Origin of the sequence: Micromonospora sp. NPDC050417 (genome assembly GCF_044458865.1) — a bacterium.
Lineage (GTDB): Bacteria > Actinomycetota > Actinomycetes > Mycobacteriales > Micromonosporaceae > Micromonospora_G.
This window is the reverse complement of record NZ_JBITIH010000005.1, coordinates 92,563-105,444: the sequence shown is the minus strand read 5'-3', so window position 1 is coordinate 105,444 and position 12,882 is coordinate 92,563. Positions and strand designations below refer to the sequence as shown.

Below are 12,882 nucleotides of genomic sequence, written 5' to 3'. Positions count from 1 at the left end.
GTTCCGTACGGGGGAGGAGGTTCCGTTCAGGGCAGCCGAGGGTCAGGAGCGCCGGGCGATGGTGATGATCTCCGGGCTGGTGGCGGTGACCGGGTTTCCGGTCCAGTCGCCGTACTGTCGTTCGACCGTGAGCCCGGCCGCCGTGAGATGCGCGGCGAGCGATCGGCGGTCCAGGAAGCGCAGCGTGCTCCGGCTGATCCGGGGCCCGTCCCAGCCCGGGCTGGTGTACGTGGTGGTGAAGCTGACGAGGTCACCGTCGAGGGGTGTCTCGACCTGGTGTTCCATCCGCACCGGGGCACCGGTCGGGCCGGTGGTCTCGACCGCGTTCTCCGGTGTCCAGCGCTCCCAGGTCCGTGCCGTGGGGTTGCGGGTCTCGAACGCGAAGCGACCCGGGCCGGTGAGGGCGGACCGGACTGCGGCGAGTGCTGTCCGTAGGTCCTCGTCGGTGAGGAGCACCTGGAAGGCGTGTCCGGTCATCACCGCGAGGTCGAACTCCTGGTCCCAGGAGACCGAGCCGAGGTCGCCGGTCACCCACTCGATGTCGGGTCGGCTCCGGGCCTGTTCGAGCATGCCGTGCGCCGGGTCGAGTCCGCAGAGCCGTCCGGTGTGCCCGCCGGACCGGGCCCGGTGCAGGAGCATGCCGGTGCCGCAGCCGATGTCGAGTACGTTTTCCGCCGCCATCACCAGGGGCAGGTAGAAACCGAGGTCGTCCCGCTCCTGCCAGGGGTGGAAGAGGTCGTACAACTCGGCGAGCCCGCTGTCGGCGAAGTGGTGGTCGACCATCGCGTTTGTCTATCAGGTTCGTCTGGCGGCCCGCGACCGAGATAACTCGGGACGGCCGCCGGTCGGACGGGTTACGGCTTCAGTAGGGCGGCGACGGCGTCGGTGACGATCGTGCGGCGGTGGGCGCGTGAGTGGGTGACGACAAGCGTGGCGTACTCGGGTGTGGTGGCGGTCCAGAGCGCGGCCAGGTGCACGATGAGGGCGAGCAGGTCCACCGGTGCGTACCGGGTGGGGAGCAGGCCGTCCCGCTGCGCCCGCGCGATCTCGTCGATCTTGTGACGGTTGCTGGCCAGGATCGATTCGAGTGGAGCCTGCGAGTCGGCCCGCTCCAGCCGGTGCCAGGTCGCCAGCCGGGTCACCTCGGGGTGTGCCTCGTAGCTGTCGAAGAGTCGACCGGCGTAGCCGGGCAGGTCGGTGGCGTCGATCGGGACATCGCGGACGGTGTTGGCGACGATCGCGTTGAAGACCGCGTCGAAGAGACCGTCCTTGCTCTGGAAGTAGTGGTAGATCTGCGCCTTGTTGGACCCGGCCGAAGCGGCGATCCGGTCCACCCGTGCACCGGCGATGCCGTACGTGGCGAACTCCCTGGTCGCCGCGTCGAGCAGACGCTTCTTCGTTGCCTGCGCGTCTCCGGTCATGCGCCAAGGTTAACTCACTAACCGTCTAGTTGACGCTCTCCCGATCCCGTGCTTCACTTCAACTAACCGGTCAGTTGCACGGGGTCATCGGTCGATTCCGTCCCGGAACATGACAAAAGGTGCCGAAAATGCCCAAGGTCTTTCTTGTAACCGGCAGCGCCCGTGGACTCGGGCGGGACATCGCCCAGGCGGTGCTGGCCGCCGGCCACTCGCTGGTCGCCACCGCCCGCCAGCCGGAACAGTTGGCCGACCTGGTCACCCGCTACGGCGACCGGATCCGCCCGGTGGCGCTCGACGTCACCGACGTACCGGCCGTCGAGGCCGCGGTTCAGGCCGCCGTCGACGCCTTCGGTCGGCTCGACGTCGTGGTCAACAACGCCGGCTACGCCAACCTCGTCTCGACCGAGGACATCACCGCCGAGGACTTTCGCGCCCAGGTCGAGACGAACTTCTTCGGCGTGGTCAACGTGACCAGGGCGGCGATCCCCGTACTGCGGGCACAGGGCGCGGGGCACATCATCCAGATCTCCTCGCTCGGCGGCCGGATGGCCACCCCCGGGCTCTCCGCGTACCAGGCGTCGAAGTGGGCGGTCGGCGGGTTCTCCGAGGTCGTGGCGGCCGAGGTCGCCCCGCTCGGGATCAAGGTCACCGTGCTGGAGCCGGGCGGCATGCGTACCGACTGGGCGGGCTCGTCGATGGCCGTCCCGCCGGTCAGCGAGCCGTACCAGAAGACCGTCGGCGCGATCGCGGCGATGCTCCGGGGCGGGAGCGGAAACGTGGCCAGCGACCCGGCGAAGGTCGCCCAGGTGCTACTGACCGTCGCCGACCTCGACGAGCCGCCGTTGCGGCTGCTGCTCGGCAGCGACGCGGTCAACTACGCCAGCCAGGTCGCGCGGACCCGGGACGACTCGGACGTCCGGTGGCGCCACCTCAGCGTGGCTACCGATCACGACGACTCCACCGCCGCCGAACTCGACCCGCTCGGCATGTCCTGACCGACAGCTCCCGACGGAGGATCACGCGACGGCGTAACCCGCGACCGACGGCCACCGTACGGTCAGCACCACCGACTCCTCCTCGGCGTACCAGGAGTGGTCCCCCGACCCCAGACCACGTAGTCGCCCTGTTTCGGACAGCAGGACTGTCCGCCCCGGCAACTCCACCCGGAAGCGTCCACCCCGGCATTGCCGACGTACACGTCCTCGATCATGGCTCGGGAAGCTAACACGGGCGGTGGTGGCGAGATCGCCGCACGCCGGGATCGGCCGAACGGGCACCGACTTCACTTTCTCGCCGGAGCCGGCGGGCGGGGAGCCGCCCCGATACTTGTCGCACGGGTCGGTACGGGCTCGCCGGCAGGGCTCGTCGGCCACCCTCCGCCGAACGGGCCGGACCGTGAGGCGGGAGGTCGAGTGTCGGTACCCGAGGAAGCGGCGCTCGTGCAGAGGTGCCCGGCACATGACCCACCGCGACCGGCGGACGAGTGGATCGACATCGATTTCGCCGACGCCGACGCCACTGTGGACGTGGACGACGACGTGGACGACGACGTGGACGTGGACGTCGATGTGGACGCCGAGGGAGCGGGACGGCGCCGGCCCGAGGCGCCGGACCGTACCGCGCCGCTGACCTGGGGACAGTGGGCACTGCGGTTCGGAGTCGAGCGCTACCCCGCCAACCGAGTTCTGATCAACATGCGGCGGGTGGTGCCGATGCCCCGACGTGCCCCGGACGAGGTCGACGCCGTACGCCGGGCGGTCGGGGCGCTGGTCGGCCGGCACAGCTCGCTGCGTACCCGATTGCGAGTCATCGACGGGCAGTGGCACCAGGCGGTCGCCGCTGCCGGCCGGCTCCCGACCCTCCTGGTCCGCGCCGCCGACGGCGACCCCGACGGTACGGCGACGGCCCGGGCCCTCGCGGACCGCCTCGCCGCCACCGCCTTCGACTTCGCGCAGGAGTGGCCACTGCGGGTGGCGCTCGTCCTGGTCGGCGGGCGGGTACGGCAGATCGTCGTCGTCTTCAGCCACACCACGGTCGACTTCGGAGCGGTCGAGATCCTGCTCCGCGACCTACGCCTGCTGTTGCTGCGCGGCACGGTCGACGCCCCGGTCGGCCCGCAGTCGATCGACGTCGCCGAACGGGAGCAGGACCCCCGGTACCGACGCCGCAGTGTTCGCTGCGTCGACCGGTGGAGCGCCAGCTTCGCCCGCCTCACCGGGCAGACCCTGCCGTGGCGGGCACCGCCGCTCGAACCGAGGTTCCGACGGGCGTTCCTGGAGTCGGGGGCAGCCGACACCGCGCTCCGGTTGCTGGCCGCCCGGCACCGGGTGACCAGTTCGACGGTGCTCCTCGCGGCGACAACAGTGCTCCTCGCCCGTCGCTCCGGCAACCAGGTCGTCGGCCTCTACACCATGGTCAGCAACCGCGCGGTCGACGGCTACCGCGACGCGGTCGCGAACCTGGCCCAACTCGGGCTCGCCGTCGTCGACCTGACCGACCGGCCCAGCTTCGCCGACCTGTTGCCCACCGTGTGGCGGGCCGCACTCGACGCCTACCGGCACGCCTACTACGACCCGTCCGACCTACGCCGCGACCCCGAGTCGACCGGTTACCCGAGCGTTCCCGGAACCAGCCCACACTGCTACTTCAACGACATCCGGCTCGCCACCGACCTTGACCTCTTCGGCCGTGCGACCAGTGAAACCGAGGTACGCGCCGCCATGACGGGTACGACGTTCTCCTGGCTGGAACACCTCGACGACTTCCCCTGGCGTACCCGGGTGGAGGTGGTGGACCGGCCCGGAGCGCTCGGCTTCATCCTCACCGCCGACAGCGCGTACCTGCCGCCGGCCGAGGCCGAGCGTTTCCTGCGCGAACTGGAACACCTGCTGGTCGAGGCGGCCTTCCGGGACGTGCCCTGGCCCTGGGAGTAGCCCGCTCCGACGTCGGCTTCGGTCGAACCGGTAACCCGGCGCTGCCCGATGGTTACGATGCTCGCAGCGATCACGCCGCCCGGTGGGCTGCCGGCAACGGCCTGCTCGGCTCGGACGGGGGCGGTGGCGCATGGTGAGACCCGTCGGTCCCGGCCCGCCGGTTCCCGCGATCTCCGATCAACGCCGGCCGTTCGTCGCCACCGTCGTCCTGCTCTCGCTCGCCGCCGGCGGAACCGACGCGATCAGCCTGCTCCACCTCGGCGGGATCTTCTCCAGCGTGGTCACCGGCAACATTGTGGTGCTGGGCGCCTCGGCCACCGGAGTGGAGGTGCCGACCCTGGTACGGGTGCTGGCGGCGGTGGGGTGTTACGGACTGGGCGTCTTCGCGGGGGCCCGACTGACGGCGTTGCCCTGGTATGCGACCCCGCCCGGTCTACGGTGGCGTCCCCGGGCGGCGATCACCTGCCTGGCCATCGAGGTGCTCCTGCTCATCGCCTTCTGGGCGGGTTGGCTGGCCGCCCACGGTGCGCCGAGGGGTGACGTACAGCTCCCGCTGATCGCGCTCGCCGGTCTGGCGATGGGGATGCAGAGCGTTGCCGTACGGGCACTTGGCCGCACCAATCTCTCCACCACCTATCTCACCGGTTCACTCACCCGGATCGTCAGTGCGATCGGCACTCCCGAGTGGCGGCGACAATTCGACGGTGTGCAGGCACTCGCGCTCGCCGGGGTTCTGATCGGCGCGGGAATCGCCGTGCTGGCAACGGAATTGCTCCGCTGGGCGGGGCCGTTGCCGCCCGTGTTGTTCACGGTTACCGCTGGTGGGCTTCTACTCGCGAACGCGATCGGCGGACGACAAAGTGGAGGTCGGGGGGTGTCATAGGACATCGAGAACTCGCCTCTGACGGTAGTCTTTGCCAGGTTTCGATCGTCGACGCGACGATCGCCTTCCTGCGTGGGTCACCATTACCCCACGTCTTGTACGGATGCACGCCTGAAGCAATCGAGTTGGGGGCACCGGTGCGAAGGCAATTCTTACTCCGTTCGTGCGTTCTCGCCCTGGCGGTGGGGGCCGTCGCCGGGTGCACCGAGTCCGGCCCGAGCGCGGAGGTCCCCGGGCTCGCGTCCCGGGGTACGACGATGACCACGGTGCAGCCCACCCGCCAGGACCTGACGAACAAGGTCAGCCTCGCCGGCAAGGTGACCATCAACCCGGTTTTCGGGCTGGTGTCGCCGGTCAAGGGACAGGTGCGCTATCTCGACGTCAAGGCGCCACAGAACACTCCGACCAAACCGACCCGAGTGGCGAGCGTCTGGGTCTCCGGGAAGGCGCACCGAATCGACGTGCCCGCCGGAGCGGTGTTCAGTGGCCGCCTGGCCGACGACCGTTCGACGGTCACCGCCGGCATGCCGGTCGTCTCGGCGAAGATGATCGGCTACGGGCTGGTCGCTGACCTGGACGGTGCCCAGGCGTACCAGATCGCCGACGGGCTGGCGACCGTCCAGGCCCAGATCAAGAACGGACCGGGGCCGTTCCCCTGCGCGGTGCTCGGCACGATCGCGGCGCTGCCCGCCGGGACGATTCCGGACCCACCGGCCCCGCCGCCCGCCGCGCCGCCGTCCGGAGCGCCCTCCGCCCCGCCGGTGGCGGTGGTGCCGCAGGAGCGGAACCAGACCGAGCCGTCAGAGGCGACCGGGCTGCGTCTGGTCTGCACCGCACCGGCCGACGTAAAGCTGATCAACGGTGCCAGCGCCACTCTTGAGGTGGTGACCGCACGCGCCGCGAACGTGCTGGTGCTGCCGGTCGAGTCGGTCGCCGGCGCGCATGGCAAGGGCAAGGTGGACGTGGTCAACCCGGAGGGCGTGCGGGAGACCAGGGACGTGGTGCTGGGGCTCAGCGACGGCAAGGTCGTGGAGATCAAGTCGGGCCTCACCGGTACGGAGACGGTCGCCGTACCGGGTCCGGACATCCCGGCCGCGAAGCCGGCAGAGGGTGACCCCAACGCGCCGATGGGCGTGAAATGACCGCCCTGCTGGAGTTGCATGGCATCACCAAGACGCTCAAGGGGCAGCAGGCCCCCCGGCCGATCCTCACCGGTGCCGACCTCAGCGTCGACCGGGGCGAGAGCGTGGCGATCCTCGGCCGTTCCGGCTCCGGCAAGAGCACCCTGTTGAGTCTGATCGGGCTCTTCGACCGGCCCGACGGTGGCCAGTACCTGCTGGGTGGCCGCGACATCACGAAGCTTCCCGAGCGCAGGGCGGCAGCCCTGCGCAGCGCCGAGTTCGGTTTCGTGTTCCAACGGTTCTTCCTGCTCAAACACCTGACCGCCGCGCAGAACGTGGCGATGGCACTGGTCAACGGTCAGGGCTGGACATCGCGCCGCAAACGCCGAGCGAAGACCCTCGCGGCGCTCGACCAGGTCGGCATCGCACACCTGGCCAAGCACCGGCCGGCCCGCCTCTCCGGCGGTGAGCAGCAGCGGGTGGCGGTGGCGCGGGCGCTGGTCCGCGAGCCCCGCCTGCTGCTGGCGGACGAGCCGACCGGTGCGCTCGACACCGAGACCGGCAACCTGGTGATCGAGGTGATGCGGGCCGCGACCGACCGGGGTTGCGGGCTGATCCTGGTCACCCACGACCAGGACCACGCCAACAAGATGCAGCGGGTAGTACGCCTGCACGACGGGGTGCTCCATCCGGTCGCCGGCGCCGGCACAGCCGCCATGTCGTCGACGACCGCCGCCTACTCGGGCATGCCCGACGGGCTGCCGTCGGTCGAGGCGGGGACGGTGGTCCGGTGATCCGTCTCTCCGGGCGGTTCCGCTCCGCCCTGATCATTGGTGGCCAGGGCATCCGGGCGCGGAAGACCCGTACGCTGCTGTCGATGGTCAGCCTCTTCCTCGGGGTGCTGGCCGTGGTCGTCGTACAACTCGGTGCCGAGCTTGCCGAACGAGCCCAACTCAGCAACCTGGAGTTGCAGGTGGGCAAGGACGGCACCCGGCAGGGTTACCTGTCGGGTGATCCCAACAGCGTCCGGATCAGTCAGGAGACACTGGCCGGGCGGCCGGACGCGACCGCGATCCTCAGCATGCAGGCGATCATCGGGGAGCCGGGTATCGTCCCGGTCAACCCCGGTGCGGCCCCGTTCGACCAACCCGGCATGTTTGATGGCCAGAGCTACCAGACCACCTGCGACTTGAGCGGGAACTGCTACTCCGTACCGCTCAAGGGTGCGGGCGGGGAGGCGTCGGTCCCCGGTGCCGCGATCGAGCTGAGTCTGATCGCCCTGACCGGTGACGTACGCCAGTTCAAGCCGTTCCGGTCCGTCGCCGGTGACTGGCTGGACTTCTCCTCGACACCGTCACTCGCTCCCGGACTGGTCCTCAACGAGGAGGCGGCGAAGGGTTTCGCGCGCTACCAGGTGCCGGCGGAGATGCGGGTCGTCGGCGCGACCGCCAATCCGACCCCGCGCATCATCGGGGTGGTGGACGACGGCAACCAGCAGCCGACCGCGTACACCCGGGCCGACGAGATGGGGAACTGGCTGCCGGCGCCGACCGGCGGCGGCAACTACGGGCCCGGTCTCCAGGTCATGCTGGCACCGACCGCGCGCGACGCGGAGCAGTTGCTACGGGTACGGATGGTCGCTGCCGGGGTCCCGGCCGACCAGATCCACTTCGAGACGATCAACGCGCGTGAGCGGATCGCCAAGGAGCTGGCACTGTTCCGCTGGATTTTTCTCGGCATGGCCGGGCTCGTCCTGCTGATCGGGGTCGCCGGCATCCTGAACGTCGGTCTCGCCACCGTCGGCGAGCGGGTGGAGGAGTTCGCACTGCGTCGGGCGGTCGGCACCCCACGTTCGCTGTTGGCCGGGATCGTCCTGGCGGAGACACTGCTGACGGGGCTCTTCACCGCGGCCCTGGCGATCGGACTCTGCGCCGCCGGGGTGAGCGCCGCCAGCGCGATCTTCGGCGGCCGGGAGCAGTTCCTCCAGGATCTCGTCTTCCCCTGGGAGGCGGGGGTGGCCGGGGTGATCGCCGGCCTGGTCGCCGGTGTGCTCGGTGGTCTCATCCCGGCGGTCCGGGCGGCCCGGATCCCGATCGCCACCGTCATGCGGGCCTGAGACCGCCGGGCGGAGCAGGGTCAGCGGGTCGCTGCCGGGCCGTCCTCGGGCGTCATGTCGGTCGGATAACCGTACGCCCTGCTCCGTTGGCCGGTCCGGCGTAATCAGGGGGCCATCCGGTAGTCTTTGCTCCCAGCGGGCTGTTAGCTCAATAGGCAGAGCAGCTGACTTTTAATCAGCGGGTTCTGGGTTCGAGTCCCAGGCGGCCCACGTACTCCCTTGACCTGTACTTCTTCGGGACATACCGACCGTTGTGTGGACCCGGGGTCGGACGCTGCGATGGACGAGGCTGCTCGTAATCGGCAGCGCCTACCCGGGATCCCGGTTCGGGGTGTACTACCGTCAGGGTCGTGGACGATCGCGAGGCTGTGCCGGGGTACGAGCCGCTCACGTTGCGGCGTCTTGGTGCTCTGATCACCGACTCGGACGAGACACGGCGGTGGCGATTGATCGCGGAGTTCCTCGAAGAGCACCGCTGGGAACCAGTCGAGACGCGGAGCACGCTGCTGGACGAGGAGCCGGCGGCGACCGGTGATGAGCACTGGGATGTGTTCCTCGCGGCCTTGGCAGAGCATCTCGCGGCCAAGGACGGGCGGGGTGCGCCGGCGTGGGTGGAGACGAGGTCGCTACGGCGGCTGTGGTTTCCGTTCAATACTCGGGCAGCGCGGGTCGATGCGTTGGTGCATGCGCCGGCGGCATTCCGGCGGCGTGGTGTGTATGTCGCGGCCCAGGAATTGAACGTCGCGTGAGTGCCGACGACCCGTTTCGGTTGTCCGCGCGAACCCGGGCGTGGGATCGGGGACGCCGGGCGAAGCCCGGGTGATGCGGCTGACTCCTGATCGCCGTAACCGGCCCCGAAGGTGGCCGGCAGGGCTAACATTGCCCGCGTCATGCTGCTGCGGGTGCTCGGACCGTTCACGGTCGAGGTCAACGAGGGTGATGCGGTCGATCTCGGGGGACCCCGTCAGCGTGCCGTACTCGCGCTGCTGCTGTCGGCCCGAGGCGAGGTCGTCTCCGTCGACCGAATGATCGACGATCTGTGGCGGGGCGAGGCGCCTCCCCGGGCGATCGCCTCCCTTCAGGCGTACGTCTCCAACCTGCGGCGGTTGCTGGAGCCGTCCCGTGAGCGCGGGGCGCCGGCCCGGCTGCTGGTAACCGCCCCGCCCGGCTACGCGATCAGGGTGCCTCCCGATGCTGTTGACGCGTGGAGGTTCGAGCGGCTGCTCGCCGAGGCCCGTTCGGTCAGCGCGACCGACCCGACCCGCGCCTGCCAACTGTTGCGGACCGCGCTCCGGCTCTGGCACGGGGACGCGTACGCCGAGTTCGCGGCAGAGCCGTGGGCGCAGTCGGAGGTGGCGCGGCTGGAGGAGCTGCGCCTCGTGGCCCGGGAGTTGCTCCTCGACGTGACGCTGCGTACGGGAAGCGCCGCCGAGGCGGTGGCGGAGGCAGAGGTGCTGACGCGCCAGGCCCCGCTGCGTGAGGGGAGTTGGCGGCTGCTGGCGTTGGCGCTGTGGCGTACCGGTCGGCAGGGGGACGCGCTCGCCGCGCTGCGCCGGGCGCGTGCCACCTTGGCGGAGGAACTTGGCCTGGATCCGGGGCCGGCGCTGGTCGAGCTGGAAAATGCCATCCTGGGCCAGCGCCTCGACCTGCTCCCGCCAGCGGCCGGGACCGCGGCGGCGGCCGGGCCTGTCGTGCCGCATGTCGGTGTCGAGCCGCCGAGCCTGGACCCGCTGCCGGTGGTGGCACCGGACGAGTTGTTCGTCGGGCGGGAGCAGGAGTTGGCGGCCCTCGGGGAAGCGGCGGCGGAGGCGGTCGCCGACGGGCCTCGGATCGTGTTGCTCACCGGGGAGGCGGGTGCCGGCAAGACCAGTCTGCTTGTCCGGTTCCGGCGGGAGCTCGCTGCTCGTGGTTGGCTGGTCAGTGTCGGTCGGTGTCCGGAGGTTGAGGGTGCCCCGCCGGCGTGGGCGTGGGTTGAGGCGCTCCGGCAGCTTGCCGAGGAGGTGCCGCCCGGGGATCTCGCTCCGGCAGTTGCCCCGCTGCTCGACGACACCGATCGTGATCTCGGTGGTGACGTTGCCGCCGGGCGGTTCCGGCTGCATCGGGCCGTGGGTGCCTGGCTGCGTGCCGCGGCGAACCACAGGCCGGTTGCGATTCTCCTCGACGACCTGCACGCCGCTGACGCGGAGACGTTGTTGCTGCTCACCAGCGTCACCGAGCTGACCAACGTGCCCGTCCTGTTCGTCGCGGCGTTCCGGCCAGCCGACAACCGGGAGCGGCTTGACGAGAGCATGGCCGCGTTGGCTCGCCGGTCACCTCGGCGGGTGCATCTGGGTGGGCTCGCGGCGGTCGACGTCGAACAACTGGTCCGCACCTTCACCGGGACGGCTGTCGACCCGGAAACGGTCGCCGCACTGGCCGAGCGCACCGGCGGGAACCCGTTCTATGTGCGGGAGTCGGCCCGGTTGCTTGCCTCCGAGGGTGCGCTCGTCGCCACGTCGGAGGTGCCGGAGGGGGTGCGGGATGTGTTGCGCCGACGCCTTTCCCGGTTGCCGCGGCCGGCGGTCGCGGTGTTGCGTCTCGTCGCCATTGTCGGTCGGGAGGCGGATGTGGAGACGCTTGTCGAGGCCGCTGACGCCGACGAGGACACGGTTCTTGACGCCCTGGAGGCCGGGTTGGTGACGGGGCTGCTCACCGAGCCGGCGCCGGGGCGGGTGCGGTTCGTGCACGGTCTGGTCCGCGACACCATCTATGCGGACCTGTCCCACCTGCGTCGCTCTCGGATGCACGCCCGGGTTGCCACCTGTACCCGTCGGCTGCGGCCGGACGATTACCCGGCGTTGGCCCATCACTATGCTCGGGCCGCGTCGTCGGACACGGCGCGGCTCGCCGTTGACTACGCGGTCCGGGCCGCCGAGTTGGCCGAGCGGCGGTACGCGTACGACGCCGCGATCGAGCTGCTGACCAACGCCGTTGACAGCGCCGGTGCGGTGCCTGGGGATCGTGACGCGTTGCGGGTGGATCTGCTGGGCCGCCTGTTGCGTGCCCAGGCCCGTGCTGGGGCGGTGGCCGCGGCCCGGGACTCCCGTGCCCGCGCGGTCGACATCGCCGCCGCGTCGGGCCGGGACGAGTTGCTCGTGGCGGCGTTCACCGCGTGGAAGGTCGCCACACCGTGGCTGATCCGTGCGTACGGCGTCGTGGACCACCGGGTTGTCGAGCTGCTGACGCGGTTGTTGGGCAAGGACGGTCTGGATCCGGTCGACCGCTGTCGGCTGCTGGAGGCGCTGACCAACGAGCTCGACGGCGAGTCGGATCCGCGAGGTCCGGCGGCAGGGCTGGAGGCGCTGCGCATCTCGCGTGGGTTCGACGACCCCGAGTTGCGCGCCCTCGGGCTGGCCGCTCGCCTCCGTACGATGCGGTTCGATCTGGAGGCACCGCAGCGGCGGGACCTGGCGCTGGAACTTCGCGAGCTTGCCACCGAGCACGCCCTGGTGACCTACTACTGGCTGGCGGAGCAGGCGTTGAGCCAGAGCGCCGCCGCGCTCAACCAACCGGAGGAGTTGCGGGCCAGCATCGCCCGGCAGGCGGCGACGGTCAGCACCTACCGGCTCCACGAGGCGATCGGGATCGGTCTCGCCACGCAGGCCGCATTCGCACATATCGCCGGCGATTTCGCGACCGCGCTGCGCCGCTACGACGAGGCCGCCAACCAGATGCAACAGCAGGGGTCGCTGCACGCCGAGAGCCTCCGTTTCTTTTCCACCGCGATACTGCTGGCCGATCAGCGGCGCCTCGGTGAGTACCTGGAGCCGATCCGGGGCGCACGCGGGATCTTCGGTCCGATCGTCGACGACCTGTTGGCGCTGGCGCTCATTGAGAGCGGCCGGATCGAGGAGGCCAGGGCCACGCCGTTCGGCGCCCACCCCTACCGTCCCGATTACTTCAGGTCGACCCTTTTCACGATCCGGGCAATGGTCGTCGTGGCACTGGGCCGCACCGATATGGCCCAACCTGTCATCGACGCGCTGCTTCCGGTCCGGGAGCAGTTGGCCGGGTTCTCCAGCACCGCGATCACGTTGCGCCCGGTGGCGCTGACGCTCGGCGAGCTGTTTCGTCTGCTGGGCCGTACCGAGGAGGCGGCGCGGCACTTCGCGCTCGCGGCGGAGGTGGCCCGCCGCTGGGACGCGCCGTACTGGCTGGCGGAGGCGGAGTCCGCGCTCGCCGGCTGAGCCCGGCAGGCTGATTAGCCGATTCCAAGCCGATGGCAAGTGGCACGGGACACCCTTGGTCGAACAGTACGATGCCACACCCGTGTCCCGGAGGGCGTTATGTCCCGCGCGTGCCCTTCCTGCGTGTTTCCTGCGCCGAAGCCAATGTTGTCGTGCACTGTCCGCAGGTGCTCGACCCGGTG

At 70.3% G+C, this 12,882-nt stretch carries 11 protein-coding genes and 1 tRNA gene; 9 read left to right on the top strand and 3 right to left on the bottom strand.

Annotated elements, in window-relative coordinates; genetic code table 11:
* Positions 1-42: 42 nt before the first annotated feature.
* Positions 43-783 (bottom strand): class I SAM-dependent DNA methyltransferase, encoded by a 741-nt coding sequence (locus tag ACIBF5_RS08860; protein ID WP_396809598.1) that lies wholly within the window; start codon positions 781-783, stop codon positions 43-45.
* A 71-nt stretch (positions 784-854) separates the two neighbouring features.
* A complete protein-coding gene (locus tag ACIBF5_RS08855; protein WP_396809596.1) occupies positions 855-1,421 on the bottom strand; it encodes a TetR family transcriptional regulator in 567 nt (188 codons plus the stop codon).
* 128 nt (positions 1,422-1,549) lie between these two features.
* On the opposite strand from ACIBF5_RS08855, the gene ACIBF5_RS08850 reads away from it, so the two are divergent.
* Positions 1,550-2,416: an SDR family NAD(P)-dependent oxidoreductase gene (locus tag ACIBF5_RS08850; protein ID WP_396809594.1), complete on the top strand. Its 867-nt coding sequence runs from the start codon at positions 1,550-1,552 to the stop codon at positions 2,414-2,416.
* Positions 2,417-2,437: 21 nt separating this feature from the next.
* Here ACIBF5_RS08850 and ACIBF5_RS08845 read toward each other — a convergent pair whose 3' ends face one another.
* Entirely contained in the window at positions 2,438-2,584 is a 147-nt protein-coding gene (locus tag ACIBF5_RS08845; protein WP_396809592.1) for a hypothetical protein, read from the bottom strand.
* 249 nt (positions 2,585-2,833) lie between these two features.
* On the opposite strand from ACIBF5_RS08845, the gene ACIBF5_RS08840 reads away from it, so the two are divergent.
* The 8 genes from ACIBF5_RS08840 to ACIBF5_RS08805 all read left to right on the top strand — a co-directional run bounded on the left by ACIBF5_RS08840 (position 2,834) and on the right by ACIBF5_RS08805 (position 12,700).
* Entirely contained in the window at positions 2,834-4,354 is a 1,521-nt protein-coding gene (locus tag ACIBF5_RS08840) for a condensation domain-containing protein (RefSeq protein WP_396809590.1), read from the top strand.
* Between the two features lie 130 nt (positions 4,355-4,484).
* Positions 4,485-5,237 (top strand): YoaK family protein, encoded by a 753-nt coding sequence (locus ACIBF5_RS08835; protein WP_396809588.1) that lies wholly within the window; start codon positions 4,485-4,487, stop codon positions 5,235-5,237.
* A 257-nt stretch (positions 5,238-5,494) separates the two neighbouring features.
* Positions 5,495-6,379, top strand: coding sequence for an efflux RND transporter periplasmic adaptor subunit (locus tag ACIBF5_RS08830; RefSeq protein ID WP_396809586.1), 885 nt, complete (start codon positions 5,495-5,497; stop codon positions 6,377-6,379).
* Positions 6,376-7,152 (top strand): ABC transporter ATP-binding protein, encoded by a 777-nt coding sequence (locus ACIBF5_RS08825; RefSeq protein ID WP_396809584.1) that lies wholly within the window; start codon positions 6,376-6,378, stop codon positions 7,150-7,152. Before ACIBF5_RS08830 ends, ACIBF5_RS08825 begins: the two co-directional genes overlap by 4 nt.
* Positions 7,149-8,474, top strand: coding sequence for an ABC transporter permease (locus tag ACIBF5_RS08820; protein ID WP_396809582.1), 1,326 nt, complete (start codon positions 7,149-7,151; stop codon positions 8,472-8,474). The genes ACIBF5_RS08825 and ACIBF5_RS08820 overlap by 4 nt, the downstream gene beginning before the upstream one ends.
* 137 nt (positions 8,475-8,611) lie before the next feature.
* A tRNA-Lys gene (locus ACIBF5_RS08815) sits at positions 8,612-8,684 on the top strand.
* 140 nt (positions 8,685-8,824) lie between these two features.
* Complete coding sequence (locus tag ACIBF5_RS08810) at positions 8,825-9,223, top strand: hypothetical protein (protein ID WP_396809580.1); 399 nt, start codon at positions 8,825-8,827, stop codon at positions 9,221-9,223.
* Positions 9,224-9,364: 141 nt separating this feature from the next.
* Positions 9,365-12,700, top strand: a complete 3,336-nt coding sequence (locus ACIBF5_RS08805) for a BTAD domain-containing putative transcriptional regulator (protein ID WP_396809578.1) — start codon at positions 9,365-9,367, stop codon at positions 12,698-12,700.
* The last annotated feature ends 182 nt before the right edge of the window (positions 12,701-12,882 follow it).

Bases quoted from the DNA above. Each gene is read 5' to 3' on its own strand.
- ACIBF5_RS08860 (WP_396809598.1), bottom strand. From the start codon at position 783: ATGGTCGACCACCACTTCGCCGACAGCGGGCTCGCCGAGTTGTACGAC.
- ACIBF5_RS08855 (WP_396809596.1), bottom strand. From the start codon at position 1,421: ATGACCGGAGACGCGCAGGCAACGAAGAAGCGTCTGCTCGACGCGGCG.
- ACIBF5_RS08850 (WP_396809594.1), top strand. From the start codon at position 1,550: ATGCCCAAGGTCTTTCTTGTAACCGGCAGCGCCCGTGGACTCGGGCGG.
- ACIBF5_RS08835 (WP_396809588.1), top strand. From the start codon at position 4,485: ATGGTGAGACCCGTCGGTCCCGGCCCGCCGGTTCCCGCGATCTCCGAT.
- ACIBF5_RS08830 (WP_396809586.1), top strand. From the start codon at position 5,495: ATGACCACGGTGCAGCCCACCCGCCAGGACCTGACGAACAAGGTCAGC.
- ACIBF5_RS08825 (WP_396809584.1), top strand. From the start codon at position 6,376: ATGACCGCCCTGCTGGAGTTGCATGGCATCACCAAGACGCTCAAGGGG.
- ACIBF5_RS08805 (WP_396809578.1), top strand. From the start codon at position 9,365: ATGCTGCTGCGGGTGCTCGGACCGTTCACGGTCGAGGTCAACGAGGGT.